Genomic DNA, 18,201 nt, shown 5'->3' on the forward strand with positions numbered 1-18,201 from the left:
TTCTAGAGATTTTCACGTTCAGGTCAATACTTATTTCCCCTAAGCGGGACGTTTGCTGTAAAAAGCATCATATGTTGAGCAATTGCTTTGATTACTCAAGTATTTGAAATTTTAAGCTCTGTTCTCTGTCTCGGGGGTTTCAAGTGGATAATGGGCAAATAACTCGATTAGCCAATCAATTAGGACTCTGACTCTGGGGGCCAAAAAACGCCCTGGCGGGAACATAATAAACAGTGGCATTGCCGGTGGCGGCATAGCGGGTAATACCTCAATCAGCTCACCTTGTGCTAATTGGTGGTGAATTCCAGGTGTGGGTGCTTGAATCAGCCCTAAGCCCGCCACACCGGCCGCGATATAGGCATCTGCGCCACTGACACTCAAAATACTGGGCAATACGCGGCTTTCAATTTTCCCCTGATAAACAAATTCCAACGGGTAATCGCGGCTATTTAACTGTGAGAAATAGCCCACAGCCTGATGGCCCGTCAAATCGTCGAGTGAAGTCGGGACGCCATATTTGGCGAGATAAGCTGGAGAGGCACAGGTTATTTGTGGCTGTTGGCCAATATTACGCGCCGCGAGTTGTTCATCATGGGGCAGCCAAGCCCGCAACACACAATCCACGCCTTCACGCAGCAAATCAATGGTGCTGTCATTTGCTCCGAGAATCAGTGTGATATGCGGATAGCGCCGATAAAAATCACTCAGTGCCGGGATAACCACATTGCGCGCTAACGAATGTGGCATATCAATACGCACTTTTCCTTCCGGTTGCAGCCGCTGATGGCTAAATAGCGAGTCGGCCTCTTCAAAGGCTGACAGTAATTGCAGGCAGCGCTGGTAATAGAGGGTGCCTTCGGCGGTAATATTCACCTGACGGGTGGTGCGAATCAGCAGGCGGACGCCCAACCGGTGTTCAAGCCGCTTTAGCGTATGGCTGACGGTGGCGCGAGGCAATTGCAGTTTTTCTGAGGCACGACTGAAACTGCCCAACTCAACAATGCGGACAAAAATCCGCATGGCTTGTATCTGGTCCATAACTATACCTGCTTATTAACTATACCTGCCCATTGTTGGCGTTTTTTGAACAGTGGTGAGCTATCTGCATTATTTATCTTTCTCAGCGAAACAACCACACTTTATTCCGACATCACTAATGGGGAATATCACAATGCAACAACGTCAATTAGGCTCAAATGGTCCGCTGGTTTCTGCTCTCGGTCTTGGTTGCATGGGAATGAGTGATTTTTACTCCACCAATCAAGACGCCAATGAATCCATCGCCACCTTGCATCGTGCGCTGGAACTGGGCGTCACTCTGCTGGATACTGCTGATATGTATGGTCCATTTACCAATGAAGAGTTGGTGGGACGGGCAATTAAGGGAAAACGTGATCAAGTCTTCTTAGCTACTAAGTTTGGTATTGTACGTGACCCGGCAAATCCGGCCGTTCGGGGAGTGAGCAGTCATCCCGATTATATCCGTAAATCTATTGATGGCAGCCTGAAGCGACTGGGGGTCGATGTTATTGACCTTTATTACCAGCATCGTGGTGACCCAAGTGTGCCAGTGGAAGAGGTTATTGGTACGTTGGCTGATTTGGTCACTGCCGGAAAAATTCGCTATATCGGCCTGAGTGAAGTCTCAGCGGCAACATTAGAAAAAGCCCATCAGATACACCCGATTACCGCAGTACAGAGTGAATACTCACTATGGACGCGCGATGTCGAAACATCGGTCTTGGCAACCTGTGAACGTTTAGGTGTCGGGTTTGTGGCTTATAGTCCATTGGGGCGGGGTTTCCTCACTGGAGCGATTCGTAGCCCGGATGATTTGGCTGCTGATGATTTTCGCCGTAATAATCCACGTTTTCAGGGAGACAACTTTGCCCTGAATCTGACGTTGGCCGATACAGTGACGAAAATGGCGCAAGAGAAAGGTATTAAACCGTCGCAATTGGCATTGGCTTGGGTGCTGGCGCAGAGAAGTTTCATTGTGCCAATTCCTGGAACCAAACGCCGAACTTATTTGGAAGAGAATTTAGCTGCAGTTGATGTGGTGCTCAGCCCGCAAGAGTTGGCGGCGCTTGATGCAGTATTCCCCTTCCATGCCGCAGCGGGTGAGCGCTACGGCGCAGAAGGGATGGTCTATCTTAATGCCTAATTATTAACGTTTTTTCTTAGGGTCACGTGGCGGGCGCCCGACAGTTGCCTGATACACCTTAAACCGGCCATTCTGTGCCAATACTTCGTGGCTGCCAAATGCGGCATCCAGCAGCGCAGGATAAGGCAAGAAGGAGTTCGCCACGATACGTAATTTACCGCCCACATGCAGGTGTGCGGTCGCCCCGCGGATCAGCATTTCAGCCGCAGTCAGGCTGGTTTGAATCCCATCATGGAACGGCGGATTTGAAATAATCATCTCGAAACGGCCTTTAATGTCAGAGTAGACATTGCTGGCAATCACTTGCGCTTCAATATTATTCGCCGCCAATGTAGCTCGGCTGGATTCAATGGCTGCTGCGCTCACATCACTTAGTGTCCATTTGATTTTGGGTGATTGCTGCGCCAGAACCGATGCTAATACCCCGGCACCACACCCGACATCCAACACGCTGCCTTTAAACGGCTCGCTGAATGTTGACAGCAGCAGGTGACTACCCGAATCCAGTGAATCGCGGCTGAATACCCCGGGCAATGTTTTCACTGTCACATCACCGACCTGATAACTCTCCCACCAGGCATCGGCATCAAATTCTGGCTGTTTATCCAGGCGGCCATGATAAAGACCACAACGCCGAGCACTGTCAATCTTGGTCAGTTGTGCGAAATCGGACAGCATTTCTTCTGCGCTGCGCACGCCACTGCGGTTCTCACCCACCACAAAAATATCACTGCCGACTGGCAATAAAGAGAGCAGGTTAGCCAGTTGGAACTGGGCTTCTTGTTTGCTTTTTGGCCAGTAATAAACCAGCGTGTCGCAGGTGGCGACGGTTTCAGCTGTCGCCAAAAGACCGAATTGAACATTCTCTTCCAGCGTATTGCTCAGTAATTGCCAGTGGTGATATTGATTGGTGTGAACCCGTACCCCGGCGGCATCAAATTGCGCTGGCAGCGCATCCTGTAAATCACCGGCAAACAACACGTGGCGGGCTATAAATTCATCACTATGGCGCAGTATCACTTCACTGGCTGGGGTTAATGCTGACATCAGTCTTTGGCTCCTCAATAATATAATCGGGGATTATAGAGGTTTGTTGGCCCAACCTCTATTTTTGTATTTTTTAGACTCATAACTGATAGCTTGCTTGCGACAATTTGTTGCATTTTGTGGACTGTTGTCGCATTATCTGGTGGTGTGTAATCTGTTCGCTAAGCAGGGCGTTTTACACCACGAAAAGTGCAGCTACGCACGTTAAAAATTGCGCAAAGAGGAGTAAAGCAATGGCCATCAGTATTCGTCTTGATGAGAATTTTGTCGCTGACGTTAAAATTCACGCAGAAGCATCGAGCCGCAGCGTGCCAAAGCAGATCGAGCACTGGGCAAAGATTGGTCGTATCGCTGAGGATAATCCTGATTTGCCTTACAGCTTTATTCTGGAGACCTTACTGGCAAAAAGCGAAATCGAAAATAAGAAGGTGTCACGTTATGTCAGAAGAACCAAGCGGGCAGACGATTGATGTTTATGAAAGTGGCCGTTTCGCTAAAGCGTTGAGTCGGCTGTCTGAACAGCAACTGACTGTTGTTGAAGATCAAATCGAGCAAATTATTGCTAACCCGGAAATGGGGGAGCTAAAGAAAGGCGACCTGAGCTACCTTCGCGTGCATAAGTTTCAACTCAATCATCAGTTGACGCTGTTGGGCTACAGTTGGGTTGAACAGAAAATTGAATTGTATCTTTTAAGTCTCAGTTCCCATGAGAATTTTTATCAGGAACAAAAGCGCTTACGTAAAACAGATCTGAAACTGATTAGCTAAATATGACCTGCTGATATCCCTTAAATAGAGGTTTGTTGGCGCATGTTCGATGGGTTTGCTAGCATAGCGTCGAAATAGGGGTTGCTTTGACAGGAAAGGGCATGGCATCAAGACGAGACTTACTGTTACAACAGCTTGGCATCACGCAGTGGACATTGCGCCGCCCAGCCGTCTTGCAGGGTGAAATTGCGATACACTTACCCGAAGATACCCGCCTGTTAATTGTGGCAGACCCGCTTCCTGAACGCGATGACCCGCTGTTGTGCGATGTGTTGCGCAGCTTGGGGCTTACTCCAGGTCAGGCTTATGTGCTGACACCGGACCAGGTGGCGATGTTACCCGAAAAAACACAGTGCAATAGTTGGCGATTGGGCATCAGTGAACCACTTACCGTTGCGGGTGCACAATTACACAGCCCGGCACTGGCCGGACTTTATCAAGACGCGAGCGCTAAGCGCGCACTTTGGCAGCAGATTTGTCATCATGAAGCAGATTTCTATCCTGACGCCAGCCGATCTGGCCACAGCGTATCAAATTGAGCAAGCCAGCCACGCTTTTCCGTGGACGGAAAAAACCTTAGCCAGTAATCAAGGTGAGCGCTATCTCAATTTCAAGTTGACTGTTGATCAGCACATGGTCGGCTTCGCTATTACCCAAATGGTATTGGATGAAGCCACGCTGTTTAATATTGCCATTGACCCACAGCATCAGCGCCAGGGTTATGGTCGTTTGCTGCTTGAACATGTGATTGCGCAGTTGGAAACACGTAATACCTTCACACTTTGGCTTGAAGTTCGGGCCTCAAATGCAGGCGCGATAGCCTTGTATGAAAGCCTCGGGTTTAACGAGGTTTCCGTGCGCCGCAACTATTATCCCAGTGTCAATGGGCGCGAAGATGCCATTATGATGGCGTTACCTATGGGGTAGCGCCGTTTTACGGATAATAAATTGTCTATCCCGGTTAAATCAGGGAAAATACCGCGCTATAACACCGATTCCCGCTTTCCTGAATCACGCATTACACCCGATGTAATGCCAGAGCAGGGCGGCCTAAAAGTAGAAAATTCAAACTATGTCTCCAAGTGAATATGCACAGGAAGTCGCGAAAAGACGTACTTTCGCGATCATTTCTCACCCTGATGCCGCCCAGCCTTTCAACGCTTAAAATCACCTTTCATTGCACACCACAATCACATCTCTACGTACTGAATTTAAAGGCTTTTTGTCTTTTTCTCGTTTATTTGCTTTTCAATGATGTTCAAGCGTAACCTCAGAAAGTGTGTACAAACTTGAGTACAAATTCCGTTTTAGAGGCCTTTGGCGAAAATTCCATGACACAAACCTGTCTGTAGGCCTTGTGGTTACTGGGTTTGACGTAAAAAGTACTACCGTTAAAAAGAGTCTCTTTTTTGGTAAATGTTTTCTTCTGTACCAAATTACAAAATTTAATGAGGGAGTTTATTGTTGGTGTAATTTTTGCTTTAGTGTTTGTTTTTGAAGATGCTTGAAGCGAACCAATACGGTTATTTCTAATTGAGATATCAGACTTACCTTCAAATTTAGTTGCTGTTTACACCATCATTTTGCACTTGTTTTTCGACTTGTGTGTACAAAATTTCCTGTAACTGTGTACAAACTTCCTCTTTGTTGCACTTATCTTCTGGCGATTTGACGCGAGTTCTTCTGTAGCCCTTGCTGTATAAGGGCTGAGCGACAAAAGTACTTAGGGAGTTTGATGCGTCAGTTCGCGATTATCAGGGAGAGTATCGCTCTTTTGTCGATGACAAAAATCTCCTTCTACTTATATGTAATTATGTATCAGGTCATGGCTTTTGATATGTAATGGCTAATCAAATTTGTGTTATTTGAGTTGCTGTGATATGTTTTTGTATATAATTATTCTTAAGTGATGCATTAAGGCGTATCGAAATGAGCTATGTAACAGAGCAGATACTAGAAAGTCTTCGAGAAGCTCGGGTACGAAAGGGGTTTAGCCAGAGAGAGTTAAGTGCTCGTTCGGGTGTGCCTCAAAGCCATATTTCGAAAATCGAGTCTGGCAGTGTTGATTTAAGAATATCCAGTTTGATTGCACTTGCCCGTGTACTGGACCTAGAGTTATTTGTTGCGCCAAAAAAATCTGTACCTGCCATCAAGTCGATCATTCGAAGTGGCCAAGGTGTTAACGGCATCAGCGACGAGGGTGAGCCAATGTCGCCCGCATATCAGTTAGAGGAAGACGACAATGACTAACCATGTCTCTACGCTCAACGTTTTGCTTTACGGTGAACCCATTGCAACGATCACCAACGTGGGCAATGACAGAACGCTTTTTGCCTTTATGGATTCGTACATTCATGACGAATCGCGTCCTGTGTTAGGACTTGGCTTTAAAGATTCGCTCGGTGGCCTGCTGACTCACTTCAAACCGACCCAAACCAAGTTAACTCCGTTTTTCTCTAACCTTTTGCCAGAAGAAACCATGCGTCATTACCTGGCTGAGCGTGCCGGTGTTAATCCAGCGCGGGAGTTTTTTCTATTGTGGGTACTTGGACAGGATTTGGCTGGCGCAATCACGGTTGAGCCTGCGAATGGTGAAGCCTTACCACCTAATGTGCATCAAGACATAGAAGATGAAACGAAGACAGATGGACCAATGCGTTTTTCATTGGCGGGAGTGCAATTGAAGTTTTCAGCTGTGCAGCAAGCAAATGGCGGTTTAACGATCCCAGCAACCGGTCAAGGTGGCTCTTGGATTGTAAAATTACCGTCGTCTCGATTTGACGCTGTGCCAGAAAATGAATATTCAATGATGGAACTGGCTCGGATGTTGGGAATGGACGTGCCAGAAACGCAGCTACTGCCTATTAATCGGATTGCTAATATCCCAAATGGCATTGGCAAATTTGGTGACAGTGCGTTTGTGATCAAACGTTTTGACCGTGCAGATGGTCAAACTGTGCACATTGAGGACTTTGCGCAAGTGTTTGGCGTTTATCCTCAAGATAAATACAAAAAAGCCAGTATGCGCAATATTGCTCAGGTTATCGGCATCGAAGGCCAAGACGAAGACATCGCAGAGTTTACGCGCAGATTGGTGTTCAATACCCTGATTGGTAATGCCGATATGCATTTGAAGAATTGGTCTTTGATCTACAAAGATAAGCGCACAGCGTCTATTGCACCTGCTTATGACTTTGTTTCAACCATTCCTTATATCCCAGATGATAGTGCGTCGCTGAAGGTGAGCCGTAGCAAGAAATTCAGCGATTTCGCGCTGGATGAGCTATCACACTTAGCGGCCAAAGCCATGTTGCCAGAAAAATTGGTGTTAGATACCGCAAAGCAAACCGTAGCAGGCTTCCATGAGGTATGGGCGAAAGAAAAAGCGCATTTACCACTTACTAAATCAGTGATTGAAGCCATCGAAACGCACTTACGAAGCATACCGCTACGCTGAACACCTAAATAACTGTTCCGAAGTGTAGATCACCCGAGAAGGGAACTCAGTGTGAAATGAGCGATCAGATCAGTCGCCAAACGGTCACTAATACACATCCACACTGAGTATGAACAGAATAACATTGATTGATCGTGCCGAGCGACGCCGATTAGAGAAAATCGTCCAGCGAAGCAAAGATAAACGTTTCAGCCGTCGCGCAAATGCCGTGTTACTTGTGCATCAAGGACTATCCCGACAGAAAGTCGCTAGCTTGCTTAGCGCTGCTCGTTCTTCCGTAAATCGCTGGTGTCGCAAGTATAGCGAACTGGGGATAAACGGATTGAAAGATGCCGAGTTGGGTAAACCTCCATACTTACCCGGCGATGCCATAGTGAAGCTGCTGCATTTTTTAATCCCTTGGTCACCACAAGATTTAGGCTACCAGCGCAGTCGTTGGAGTACAGAGTTGCTCGCCAAAGTATTACAAAAACATGCAGGAATTCATATTCATAGTTCGACGTTACGCCGATGGATGCCCGAACTCGGGATAGTATGGCGTCGGGCCGCTCCGACACTCAGAATTCGTGACCCACATAAGGACGAAAAGTTAGCGGCGATTAAAGCTGCGTTGGATAACTGTAATGCCGATAATCCCGTCTTCTATGAAGACGAAGTGGATATCCATTTAAATCCGAAGATAGGGGCAGACTGGGGCTTTCGCGGGAAACAACGGTTAGTGGCAACACCTGGCCAGAACGAAAAATATTATCTTGCGGGTGCCTTACATGCTGGCACTGGCACAGTGAAATATGTCGGCAGCGACTCAAAATGTTCGGCGTTGTTTATTAAGCTGATGGAATTGCTTCGGAAGTGCTATCGCAAAGCAAAAACTATCACATTAATCGTGGATAATTACATCATTCACAAGAGCAAAAAAGTGCAGGCTTGGCTAAGTAACAATCCCAAGTTCACGCTATTGTTTCAGCCTGTTTATAGCCCTTGGGTGAATAAGATTGAGAAGCTGTGGCATGCACTTCATGAAACGGTGACACGCAATCATAAGTGTTCGCAGATGTGGCAGTTACTGCAAAGGGTGAAGCGATTTATGGAAACCGCTTCACCCTATCCCGGGAACCAACATGGACTGGCAGAGCTGTAGCAGAATTAGGATCAGTTATTTAGTTGCTAGAGCGTGCATATCGATAAAGATGGTTTAACTTCACGCGATTTTACGGCGCTTAGCGCCGTAAACTAGAAATTTTGTAAACTGCACAATGATACCGGTGTTTTGATAAGGCTGATCTTCTGAACAAATCATGCATCTTTCTGACCATCAACTAGTGATGAATCAGGCGATGATAGCTTTACATTGATTTTCAGGAGAATGCAGATGACAGCAGTAGCGCACCAGGTAACCCCTTTTCTAACGTCTTACGAAGTGATGGCTCGTTACCACATTAGCTATACGACGCTCTGGCGAAGAATAAAAGATGGCAGCTTGCCGCAACCTCGTATCAACCGAAATACGCGAAACAAACTCTGGCACATTGAAGACTTGGAAGAGTATGAGAAGAAAGAGGACTGAGCCTCTTTCTTTTATTGTCCGAAACGCCAGTTGAATGGAAAGCCTGTCGGCTCGATGATGGTTTCTAGTTTTTGATACCAAACGTCGTAAGCATGACGCATTTCATCCAGGTACTGATATTGGTTGTAGATAGCATCCAACCCTTTTTTGCTGTGGCCAATCATCAACTCGGCAACTTCTTGCGTCGTGATGGCAGACATTCGCGTTCGCATCGTTCTGCGAAGATCATGCATAGACCAGTGTTCCATCTCAATACCAAGCGACCTGCGAGCCCAGATTTTCACATTGTTAGGAATAGTGGTATCAAAGCCATTTGTGGCAAGCTCTTCTTGTCCGTTCGCGGGAAACAAGTAAGTTGATTTGCTCATCTGCATCGCCAGTTCAATCAGCTCGATAGCTGGTTTAATTAATGGCCGCATGATCGGCGCTCCAATTTTCTCACCTTGTTTGCGGATCTCTATAGGCACTGTCCACATTGCAGATTGCAAGTCAAAGTGATGCTTTTCAGCTTGAATGAGTTCGCCCTTGCGACCGCCCAATAGCAGAAGCAATTTTATGTAGATGCGGTTCTTCTCAGTAATTTTTGACTCGTGCAAATAGCGCCAAAGTATCCTGATCTCGTTGTCATTTAGCACCCGAGTTCGTTTGCCTTTCTTACCGCCAACCTTTTTTGCTGTGATCCCAGCGGCAGCGTTAATTTCCAAGATCTGTTCATCAATCAGCCAGTCATAGAACTTATGCAGTACAGACACTAGGCGCTCTGTGTTTGACGGAGACGATTCCGAAACCTCACGAAGACAGTTTCGCAAGGACAATTCAGTGATGTCAGTTAATGGATACTTGCCAAGTCGGGGCAGCAAATATATTTCACTGCTGCGTTTTTGGTAGTGCCACGTTTTCTCCTTTAGCCCTTGCTTACCGGCAGAGTCTATCCAGTCTCGAAAAATCGATTCGAAGCTTTGGTTGGCAGAATACTTAGCCCGTTCCTGCTGAAGGTAGAGCTTAGGGTTTCGGCCTTGATCAAGTATAGCCCTTAACCTATCCAGCTCATTCCTGGCTTCAGCAAGCTTCATAAGTGGGTAAGTACCTATGTCTACCCGCTGTTGCTTGCCATCGAAACGATAACGAAACTGAAAGACAATTTTGCCCTTGGGCGATACCCGAGCACTTAGCCCATCTCGGTCGGCTTTTACTACGGTTTCTTTTGCTTCCTTATTTAACCTGGCATCGAGCCAGCTAACTGATAACGCCATGTTATAAGCCCAGCCCTAGTTTTGATTTTAAAGATTGTTTACGTGATTCTGCTTTGGGTTCTGGCGCTGTACTCATAGAAGGCACTTTACCATCTGGTGCATGGCCATCCACCGGTGCAGATGACGTGGATAGATTGGGTTGGCTCATGTGAATTAACCCAAAGGTGGCCAGCATCCGCAGACGCTCAGCGCGTTCCCGTGGCGGCGTCTTTTCTAATTCTTTTAGCAGTTCAGGGTGGCTCCCTGGGGGAATGTTGACGACAACTCTCATGATCAGGCCCCATAAAACCAGAAGCCTCGGACGTTCGCCAAAACAGACTGTTCCGGCACGATGATCTTGCTTCGTGAAAAAATCTCTTTGGCCGCTTCCTTATAAGCCAAGGCTCCCCCTCCGGCGATCAAAACCAAGTCCGCATTGATGCTTTCGTCACGCATGGATTGGCGCATGGCTGTAAGAGCGACAGGCGCTACCTTTTTCATGGCAGCATTCAGATAAGGTGAAATATCGACTTTTTCTCCAAATAGCAGCACCTGCAAGTCGCCGGTTCTCATGGCTTTTTCAAGTCGATCCATACCCACTTTGGCACCATGATCTTCCGAAATCAGCTTATCAATGGTTTCCAGTAGCACGGACATTGCCTGAAGACTGGTTCCTGATGAGCTGTAGCGAATTTCTCCGGCCTCAAGGGCAACCCAGTCAACAGAAAAAAAGCCGGGATCTATGACGACGACGCGACCTTCTTCAATCAAGCCCAAATCTCCACCTGTTTGAACCAGATCCATATAGGCACCGGCAGGCTGCGGCAGCACTTTGACGTCATGAACGGTGATGCTGCGCTTAGGCGTTACTTGATGGACACCTTTTAAACGCTTCACAAGGTCTGACTTACGTTGTGGTTCATTAAACTGGGAAACCGGTAATCCAGTAACAACCAAATCGATGGATTCTGTTTCAGCCATTAACAAGGCGGCATGAAAAAGTGCCTTATAGGTTTTTGTGGTGGGATATTCCGGGTGAAGCTCTCGTTCCCAGCCTTGAAGGCGTCCAGCAGAAACACCAGCGGCCCAACGCTCATTATCGACTGACACATACAAACAAGTTTCATCATCGCCTCCACCGATACGCTCCGGCATACGATCCGCTGGACCGGCACCCGCAGGTAGAATAATGGTTTTCGGTTCACTGCCTGATTGGCCAATTGCCAGCTTCAGGTTTGAGTAACCGATATCTACGCCTAGTACAAACATACTTATCTCCTGTGCACTCAAAGTGCTCTAACGGTTTTCAATCAACCGCGCTGTTCACGCTTGGGCATTTCCATGTGCTCTGGCGGTTTACTCAAATGTCATTATCAGGATTCGGTGCACTGGCGGTGGGCAGAAAGGTGACAAATCCTTTCATCTATCTGCCTATTGCATTTTCGCAAAAGTATGAGAATAGGCGCTGTTTGGCGGCGGATGACTGAGCCAAAAAAATCGAGACGCCAAACGTCGTTTGCATTCTGGCCTGAACTCGCCAAACGGTTTGCATCTTCATGACGATACGTCTTTTTAAGCGTTTTTAAGTGAAATCGGGCTGTATCGCCTGTCAGGTATGGGATTGCGCGAGTTGATTTATATCGAGACGCCAAACAGTGATTGTTACGGCAGTTTTACGTTTGGCGTTTCGATCCAAAAGCCAAACGGATAGTGGTTTTGGCTTTTGGGGTTAATTGGATGGGGAAATTGGTTTGGTAGAAATCGTCAATGAACAATGGAAAGCAGAGGTATCAGATTTACTTCAGCAAGAAACGGACAGGCTAAAAGCACTGGCACGAGCTGAAGTTGATGACTTTTGGGTTACCCATTACAAGGTTCGCGAGAATGCGCCCTTTAAAGACTGGGGGCTGCTTGGTGTCCGTATCAGAGACTTTAAGTATGGCTTTGGCATAGAGTGGTACATCAACAGCTTTCACGGTCAACGAGGCAAGCGCGTGGTCTTTAGCAAGGGACTGCGTATTTCAAAGACGAAGCTGAGATACTCATTTTTGGACTGCCAAGGTCTAGCCAAAGAATGGGAGTTAGCGCTGGCCATGGAGAAAGAAGAATTCTTCAGTGATATTCGACGCCAGGTTGATAAGCTCAACATGCTTCGTCGAAGAGTCAATGCATATTGACGTATTTGATTTTCTAAAGCAGCAAAAAAACAGAAATGGCGTATATGATTTCCTTAAAAATCAAGGAGACTAGGTTCTCCTGTTGTATAGTTGTTTGAAAATTTAGGCTTAACAGGAAGAGTTATGGCAAGGAACAAAAAAAATAATCGATATAGTTATGTGCAAAAGCAGGCAGAGCACACTAAATTTTACAACAAAAACTTCAATAAAACTTCGAGTTTTAGCTCCGTATTTAGCGGGTCACATTTCAAAAATACATCTCTGGTTGGTGCAAAGTTCAAATATTGCAATCTCAATAATGTGAGATTTGAAAACTGTTTTTTACAGGGAACTCATTTTAAAAAGTGTACACATGACGGCCTTAAGTTTGAAAGATGCATTTTGATTTCAACTTCCTTTGAGCGAATGCAGTTACATGGTGTCGAATTTGTTGATTGTTATATTTTAAGTACTAACACTCATGCATGTAAGCAGTTTCAAAACAGCAAGGTATATAACAGTTTTCCTGATGGTGCTCAGTATCCTTCTGATTTAATGAGTATTGTTGATGTTTTGAGAGAGAATCCTTGTATAAGAAAATCCGGGGTGCTTCATAGGAAGGGCGGCAAAGTAAATACAATTGCACTGGATTTTTTGCTTGATGAATTCGGCGTTAACTACCTAATCAATAACTTGTCGAAGCTAAACACACTAGAGTCCGATTTCTATACATTGAGTTATATTTCGGCATTCTTGCGGAGGATTGGAAATCCTGATAGCTTAGACATTACCCGGCCCACAGCAACATAGAAAATACCTACGATAACGGACGGATACCAGTCTACGGACCGATGCGGGTTGAAAGTTGAAGTCGTTAAAACGTTAGTGGAGGTGATGCCTATGGTGTTGGATTTTATGACAGTGACAGCATTTTTTGTTCTTTGTGCCTATAAACTTTTAGTAAAGCTCCTTTCTATGTCTAGCTGTGTGGTTAATTTACATTTTTTTCATTATTTCACTCGCGGTAACTGGTCCCAGCGTGTTGTATAAGCGGGAGACAAATGCTCTCGCTTCATCGACCAATCTTTCTTCGTACCTTGTCCAGCAAAGAAAACCTTTCCGGCACCGCTTTGGTTAATGGTGTCCAATACAGACATTAACTGTTGGCTATTGGAGCGGGTCGATACGTCATCGAATAGTCCTGGTTGAAACATGCCAGGATCGTAAAAGTCAGACAGCATGACGCCCGCTTTGGCGTAACGAAAACCATCCTTCCAAATCCGCTTGAGTAAGTGATTGGCCAGCTCGATAAAATCACGCGTATCGCAACTGGGGATCAACAACTCGCCCGATGCGGAATTGCTGTATTGCGGCTCGTTGTCCTTAAAGGGGCTGGTACGTATGAACACGGTCATCACTTTGGCTTGCTGCTGTTCTTTGCGTAGCTTCTCAGTGGCGCGGGTTGCGTATTCGCATACGGCCTCACGTAACAATTCAAATTGCGTTACTTTTACGCCAAATGAACGGCTACAGACGATTTGCTTCTTAGTTGGCGGGATCTCTTCAAGTTCAATGCACGACTCACCATTGAGCTCTCTGACGGTTCTCTCTAAAACTACTGAAAACTGGTCTCTGATGGCTCTAGGAGAGGCATTGGCGAGGTCTAAGGCTGTGGTGATACCCAACGTATTTAAACGCTTAGAAAGCCGTTTACCAACGCCCCAAACATCATCAACCGGGACTAATGCGAGCAATCGACGTTGCCGATCTGGATTGGTCAGGTCTACAACCCCCTGAGTGGCCGGATACTTTTTGGCGGCATGGTTAGCCAGCTTGGCGAGTGTTTTAGTCGGTGCAATGCCTACACAAACGGTGATCCCAATCCAGTGGCCTATGCGCTCTCGCACTTGTTGTCCGAACTCGACAAGGGATATGGCCGACTCAATACCGGTTAAATCCAAAAACGCTTCGTCAATGGAGTAAACCTCTACTCGTGGTGCCATCTCCTCCAAAGTGCGCATCACTCGACTGCTCAAATCTGCGTACAGCGCGTAATTGGACGAGAATGCCAAAATACCATGACGCTGCATTTCAGCTTTGATTTGAAAGACGGGTACGCCCATTTTAATACCGAGTGACTTGGCTTCACGCGAGCGTGCAACCACGCAACCGTCATTGTTGGACAGCACCACAACCGGCGTATCTTTTAAATCAGGACGAAACAGCTTCTCACAACTGGCGTAAAAGTTGTTGCAGTCCACCAAGGCAAATACAGGCATGGGATAGTCACGACTTGCGGCGCATGTTTCGCACCACATTGGTGACCACACCAAATATCTCTAACTCTGTCCCTTCAGGAATATGAATAGGCTCATACGCCCGGTTTCTTGGGATCAGCTTTACGCATGGCCTCAGCTGAAGCTCCTTTACCGTGAGTTCACCATGGATGCCAGCGATGACAATGTCACCGTGTTCGGCTTGAACAGAGCGATCAACCACCAAAATATCATCTGGGTGAATCCCGGCATCAATCATTGAATCACCTTCAACACGCACAAAGAAGGTTGCAGCCGGTCGCTTGATGCACAGCTCGTTAAGGTCGAGCGTTTGCTCAACATAATCCTGCGCTGGTGAGGGAAAACCAGCAGAAACACGTTCCATGAACAATGGAATACGAAGGCGCTTGGCTTTGATGAAGGCAAGTGCGCCGCTACGGCCTATCAGCGAGACACTCATGACGAACCTCGAAAAATTACAATTGATACTGTTTGTTTATACAGTATCTAATGCTATGCTGATTTCTACAAGTAAAATTGTAGGTAAAACTGGTGTTGTTCGAGTAAGACGTTGTGTCGTGGGTGATTTCTTTTTTGTGATGAAAAACTAGATGTGGGGGATTGCTCGCCCTCGTCAAAGCCTGCAAGGCTTGGACAATACTGCTTCTGCCTACTGCTCTTGTTTCTGTTACTGATCCTGTTACTGCTACTGGTTAACGCATGGGTCAAGTAACCGTCAGACAAGGCTTGTTGAACCCTTTTCAAAGGGTTTAAAAACAGTTAGTAAAATTCTGCTTCGTATTGAATTTACTGGCTTAAAGCGAAGTCAGGAGCATCATTAAAATGCTCAGTCGAACTCAGTTCAAGCCTTTTTCAACTGTTTGAAAAGGGGTTGGCTAAGCCATACGTAAAGGGTATCGGTAAGGGTTACCTAAACGGTTTAGCTAAGGCTTTCTGAAAGGCTTAGCCAAAGCCTTCATACATGGGTTCACCCAGTAGAAAGATTAAAAAAACGCTGAGGTATCCAAGGTGCATTTAGAGAAACCTGTGGCACAGTGATAACCCAAAGCGAACAATAGAAGTGAAGAGGAACCATCAATGACAAGAGCCCCTGCGCCATTTCCGCTAGAGCGCCTCGCAGATATCCCAGAAAGACCAGAAGATTTTAGATTGCTGGAACGGATTCCATTAACGCGTGAACCGCAGTCCTGGCCACTTGAACTTTCTCCTGTGGTCGGTGATGAACAGCCAATGGTGCTGCTCGATACAGAGACAACCGGACTGTCTGCCGATGATGAGTCCATTATTGAGCTTGGTATGGTTAAGGTGCTTTACAGCCCATCTGCTCAGCGGATTGTGTCGATTGTTGATGTGATCAGCTTGTATGAAGATCCCGGCAAGCCAATCCCCGAGCTGATTACCGAGTTAACCGGTATCACCGATGATATGGTGCAAGGCCAGCATATTGATGATGCAGTGGTAGCGAGTTGGTTATCCGATGATCCGCTGGTGGTTGCACACAATGCACAGTTTGATCGTCCTTTCTTTGAAAAGCGTTTTGCTGCATTAGGACATCTATCTTGGGCCTGTTCAGCCAGTGGCATAGATTGGAAGGCTCTGGGTTTTGAAAGTCGAAAACTTGAGTACCTGCTGCTTCGATTAGGTTGGTTCTATGAAGGACACCGAGCTGCAACCGATTGTTTGGCGATGGCCTGGTTGTTTCATTTGTTGCCCGAGTCCGTTGCAAACTTGTTGTCTGAAGCAGACAGGCGAACTGTGTTAGTTCGTGCGTTTGGTGCGCCGTTTGACGTAAAGGACTATTTAAAAGAGCGTGGTTACCGCTGGCATGACGGTGTTAAAGGTGCCAATAAACATTGGTGGCGCGAAATCAGCGAAGACGAGTTGCCGCAGGAACAAACTTACCTGGATGATTTGTATCATCGTGGCTCAGAACATGCCCACTATGACTACAAAGATGCCCGCAATCGATTTAAAGCTTTGTAGCTCTCTACAAGGTAAGCCTTGCATATTTGAAAACCTCTGGAAAATGGAAAGTGAACTCATGGTTTAACCAACAAGAGGAATCTTTCCATGTACCAAGACACCTACATTGAACATTATGCTTGCGCAATCTCGCCCTTTCAAGGGCGAGTCAAGCAAGAGGTAACTAGCTGCAAGGCAGCAACTTGCAAACGTCAAGAAGTATGATAAAATACTGTATATCCATGGCTCTTCACTGAATGTGGTGGAACAGTTAAAGTTCACCCACAACATACTCTCAAAATTCAGTGATGAGCGAAGCTGCCTTATATCAACAAATCTTGGGATTAACCCCTCCCTGGAACGTCTCTAATGTTCATCTTGATGAACAACATCAGCGTATTATTGTCATTGTTGAATATGCTGCATCATCAAGCATTCAATGCCCAATATGCGAGGCTCCCAGTCGTCACTATGACTCCCGTCAGAGAACATGGCGGCACTTAGATACTTGCCAGTATCAAACACTTATTCAGGCTAATGTTCCGCGTATTCACTGTCCGACACATGGTTACCAGACCCTTCAGGTTCCCTGGGCAAATGAAAGTAGCCGCTATACCGAATTATTTGAAATGCGTGTCCTTACGCTGTTGTCGATGAGTACCCTTAATGCTGTCAGCCGATTTTTCAAACTCAGTTGGGGGGCAATTGATAGGATCATGGAGCGAGCGGTTAATCGTGGTTTGGCAAAACGCAGTGCGGTGAATACCCAGCATTTATTAGTAGATGAGACGGCTCTTAAAAAGGGACATGAATATGTCACCTTACTTTCAAACCACGAAGGGCAAGTACTGGCGGTATCAGAAGGGCGTTCAGCGACCAGTTTTGCTGATTGTTTGGCACAACTCCCTGCAAATTCAGTAAGTCATACTCAGTCGGTGTGTATGGACATGAGCCCTGCCTACATTAAGGCGGCAAGACGACACATACCAAATGCCGAAAGGAAAATAGCCTTTGACCATTTCCATATCGCTAAATTACTGACTGAAGCGGTCAATAAGATCCGTAAAGCAGACCTCTTCGGATTGGCACCATCAATGAGACAAGAAGCACATAGGACTCGTTTTAGCTGGTTAAAGCGGCAAGAAAATCTGTGCGATACAGACAAAGAAAGGGTTAATAAGCTTGTTCCCGCCATGATGAATACTGCACTGGCTTGGTATTTTAAAGAACTCGCAAGAAATATCTGGTACAGCAACCGAGTGAGAGGAGCTAAACAACGCTGGAGCAACTGGATAGCGTTGGCCAAAGCCACAGAGTTAAAACCGTTAATCGCAGTGGCAGACACAATAGAGAATAAGCTCTGGGGGATCCTTAACGCTATGCGTTTTGGTCTATCAAATGGACTAGCGGAAGCGATAAATAGCCAAGTTAGGCAACTAAGAGTAAAAGCGATGGGATATCGGAATTCGGCACGATTTCGACGTGCGATATTGTTTCATTTCGGAAAGCTGGATATGGGATTCCACCAATAACGGCGAAGAGCCATATCCA

Annotated in this window: 20 protein-coding genes and 1 pseudogene; 14 read left to right on the forward strand and 7 right to left on the reverse strand. The window is 46.4% G+C overall.

Features of this window, described 5'->3' with window-relative positions; all coding sequences use genetic code 11:
* Window positions 1-111: 111 nt before the first annotated feature.
* The gene (locus FTA96_RS12655; RefSeq protein WP_145573930.1) at window positions 112-1,038 is read right to left on the reverse strand and encodes a LysR family transcriptional regulator; all 927 of its coding nucleotides are present in this window, start codon (window positions 1,036-1,038) and stop codon (window positions 112-114) included.
* 133 nt (window positions 1,039-1,171) lie between these two features.
* Between FTA96_RS12655 and FTA96_RS12660 the strand changes: the two genes are divergently transcribed.
* Window positions 1,172-2,164: an aldo/keto reductase gene (locus FTA96_RS12660; protein WP_050109530.1), complete on the forward strand. Its 993-nt coding sequence runs from the start codon at window positions 1,172-1,174 to the stop codon at window positions 2,162-2,164.
* Window positions 2,165-2,167: 3 nt separating this feature from the next.
* On the opposite strand, the gene rsmC is transcribed toward FTA96_RS12660, so the two are convergent.
* Complete coding sequence (gene rsmC / locus FTA96_RS12665; protein WP_050121638.1) at window positions 2,168-3,211, reverse strand: 16S rRNA (guanine(1207)-N(2))-methyltransferase RsmC; 1,044 nt, start codon at window positions 3,209-3,211, stop codon at window positions 2,168-2,170.
* 233 nt (window positions 3,212-3,444) lie between these two features.
* On the opposite strand from rsmC, the gene FTA96_RS12670 reads away from it, so the two are divergent.
* The 9 genes and pseudogenes from FTA96_RS12670 to FTA96_RS12710 all read left to right on the forward strand — a co-directional run bounded on the left by FTA96_RS12670 (window position 3,445) and on the right by FTA96_RS12710 (window position 9,003).
* Window positions 3,445-3,681, forward strand: coding sequence for a TA system antitoxin ParD family protein (locus FTA96_RS12670; RefSeq protein ID WP_050109528.1), 237 nt, complete (start codon window positions 3,445-3,447; stop codon window positions 3,679-3,681).
* Entirely contained in the window at window positions 3,650-3,979 is a 330-nt protein-coding gene (locus FTA96_RS12675) for a type II toxin-antitoxin system RelE/ParE family toxin (protein WP_050109527.1), read from the forward strand. The genes FTA96_RS12670 and FTA96_RS12675 overlap by 32 nt, the downstream gene beginning before the upstream one ends.
* A 101-nt stretch (window positions 3,980-4,080) precedes the next feature.
* Window positions 4,081-4,518 (forward strand): DNA polymerase III subunit psi, encoded by a 438-nt coding sequence (locus tag FTA96_RS12680; protein ID WP_050109526.1) that lies wholly within the window; start codon window positions 4,081-4,083, stop codon window positions 4,516-4,518.
* Window positions 4,463-4,906, forward strand: coding sequence for a ribosomal protein S18-alanine N-acetyltransferase (rimI, locus tag FTA96_RS12685; protein WP_050133287.1), 444 nt, complete (start codon window positions 4,463-4,465; stop codon window positions 4,904-4,906). Before FTA96_RS12680 ends, rimI begins: the two co-directional genes overlap by 56 nt.
* 145 nt (window positions 4,907-5,051) lie before the next feature.
* Window positions 5,052-5,129: pseudogene (locus FTA96_RS23775) on the forward strand (GTP-binding protein); the annotation flags it as partial.
* A gap of 779 nt (window positions 5,130-5,908) precedes the next feature.
* A complete protein-coding gene (locus FTA96_RS12695; protein WP_109248253.1) occupies window positions 5,909-6,229 on the forward strand; it encodes a helix-turn-helix domain-containing protein in 321 nt (106 codons plus the stop codon).
* Window positions 6,222-7,436 (forward strand): type II toxin-antitoxin system HipA family toxin, encoded by a 1,215-nt coding sequence (locus tag FTA96_RS12700; protein WP_145573934.1) that lies wholly within the window; start codon window positions 6,222-6,224, stop codon window positions 7,434-7,436. Before FTA96_RS12695 ends, FTA96_RS12700 begins: the two co-directional genes overlap by 8 nt.
* A gap of 109 nt (window positions 7,437-7,545) precedes the next feature.
* The gene (locus tag FTA96_RS12705) at window positions 7,546-8,577 is read left to right on the forward strand and encodes an IS630 family transposase (RefSeq protein ID WP_145573936.1); all 1,032 of its coding nucleotides are present in this window, start codon (window positions 7,546-7,548) and stop codon (window positions 8,575-8,577) included.
* A gap of 231 nt (window positions 8,578-8,808) precedes the next feature.
* Window positions 8,809-9,003 (forward strand): helix-turn-helix transcriptional regulator, encoded by a 195-nt coding sequence (locus tag FTA96_RS12710; RefSeq protein ID WP_000127614.1) that lies wholly within the window; start codon window positions 8,809-8,811, stop codon window positions 9,001-9,003.
* 11 nt (window positions 9,004-9,014) lie between these two features.
* Here the strand turns inward: FTA96_RS12710 and FTA96_RS12715 are convergent, their stop codons facing one another.
* Genes FTA96_RS12715 through FTA96_RS12725 form a run of 3 tightly spaced genes read right to left on the reverse strand, consistent with a single transcriptional unit; the run spans window position 9,015 to window position 11,504 of the window.
* Entirely contained in the window at window positions 9,015-10,256 is a 1,242-nt protein-coding gene (locus FTA96_RS12715) for a tyrosine-type recombinase/integrase (protein ID WP_145573938.1), read from the reverse strand.
* A 1-nt stretch (window position 10,257) separates the two neighbouring features.
* Complete coding sequence (locus FTA96_RS12720; RefSeq protein ID WP_040513628.1) at window positions 10,258-10,527, reverse strand: hypothetical protein; 270 nt, start codon at window positions 10,525-10,527, stop codon at window positions 10,258-10,260.
* Between the two features lie 2 nt (window positions 10,528-10,529).
* Complete coding sequence (locus FTA96_RS12725; RefSeq protein ID WP_145573940.1) at window positions 10,530-11,504, reverse strand: ParM/StbA family protein; 975 nt, start codon at window positions 11,502-11,504, stop codon at window positions 10,530-10,532.
* 482 nt (window positions 11,505-11,986) lie between these two features.
* Here FTA96_RS12725 and mobI point away from each other — a divergent pair, with 482 nt between their 5' ends.
* Both mobI and FTA96_RS12735 read left to right on the forward strand, forming a co-directional pair.
* A complete protein-coding gene (gene mobI, locus FTA96_RS12730; protein ID WP_201284758.1) occupies window positions 11,987-12,412 on the forward strand; it encodes a conjugative transfer protein MobI(A/C) in 426 nt (141 codons plus the stop codon).
* 123 nt (window positions 12,413-12,535) lie between these two features.
* The gene (locus FTA96_RS12735) at window positions 12,536-13,201 is read left to right on the forward strand and encodes a pentapeptide repeat-containing protein (RefSeq protein WP_145573942.1); all 666 of its coding nucleotides are present in this window, start codon (window positions 12,536-12,538) and stop codon (window positions 13,199-13,201) included.
* A 200-nt stretch (window positions 13,202-13,401) separates the two neighbouring features.
* Here FTA96_RS12735 and umuC read toward each other — a convergent pair whose 3' ends face one another.
* The gene (gene umuC / locus FTA96_RS12740; protein WP_145573944.1) at window positions 13,402-14,670 is read right to left on the reverse strand and encodes a translesion error-prone DNA polymerase V subunit UmuC; all 1,269 of its coding nucleotides are present in this window, start codon (window positions 14,668-14,670) and stop codon (window positions 13,402-13,404) included.
* A 7-nt stretch (window positions 14,671-14,677) separates the two neighbouring features.
* Window positions 14,678-15,127: a translesion error-prone DNA polymerase V autoproteolytic subunit gene (gene umuD, locus FTA96_RS12745; RefSeq protein WP_032479288.1), complete on the reverse strand. Its 450-nt coding sequence runs from the start codon at window positions 15,125-15,127 to the stop codon at window positions 14,678-14,680.
* A 638-nt stretch (window positions 15,128-15,765) separates the two neighbouring features.
* Here umuD and FTA96_RS12750 point away from each other — a divergent pair.
* A complete protein-coding gene (locus tag FTA96_RS12750; RefSeq protein ID WP_145573946.1) occupies window positions 15,766-16,671 on the forward strand; it encodes a 3'-5' exonuclease in 906 nt (301 codons plus the stop codon).
* A 287-nt stretch (window positions 16,672-16,958) separates the two neighbouring features.
* On the forward strand, window positions 16,959-18,182 hold the full coding sequence (locus tag FTA96_RS12755; RefSeq protein WP_145573948.1) for an ISL3 family transposase: 1,224 nt from the start codon (window positions 16,959-16,961) through the stop codon (window positions 18,180-18,182).
* Window positions 18,183-18,201: the final 19 nt, after the last annotated feature.

The organism is Yersinia alsatica (genome assembly GCF_902170305.1).
Lineage (GTDB): Bacteria > Pseudomonadota > Gammaproteobacteria > Enterobacterales > Enterobacteriaceae > Yersinia > Yersinia alsatica.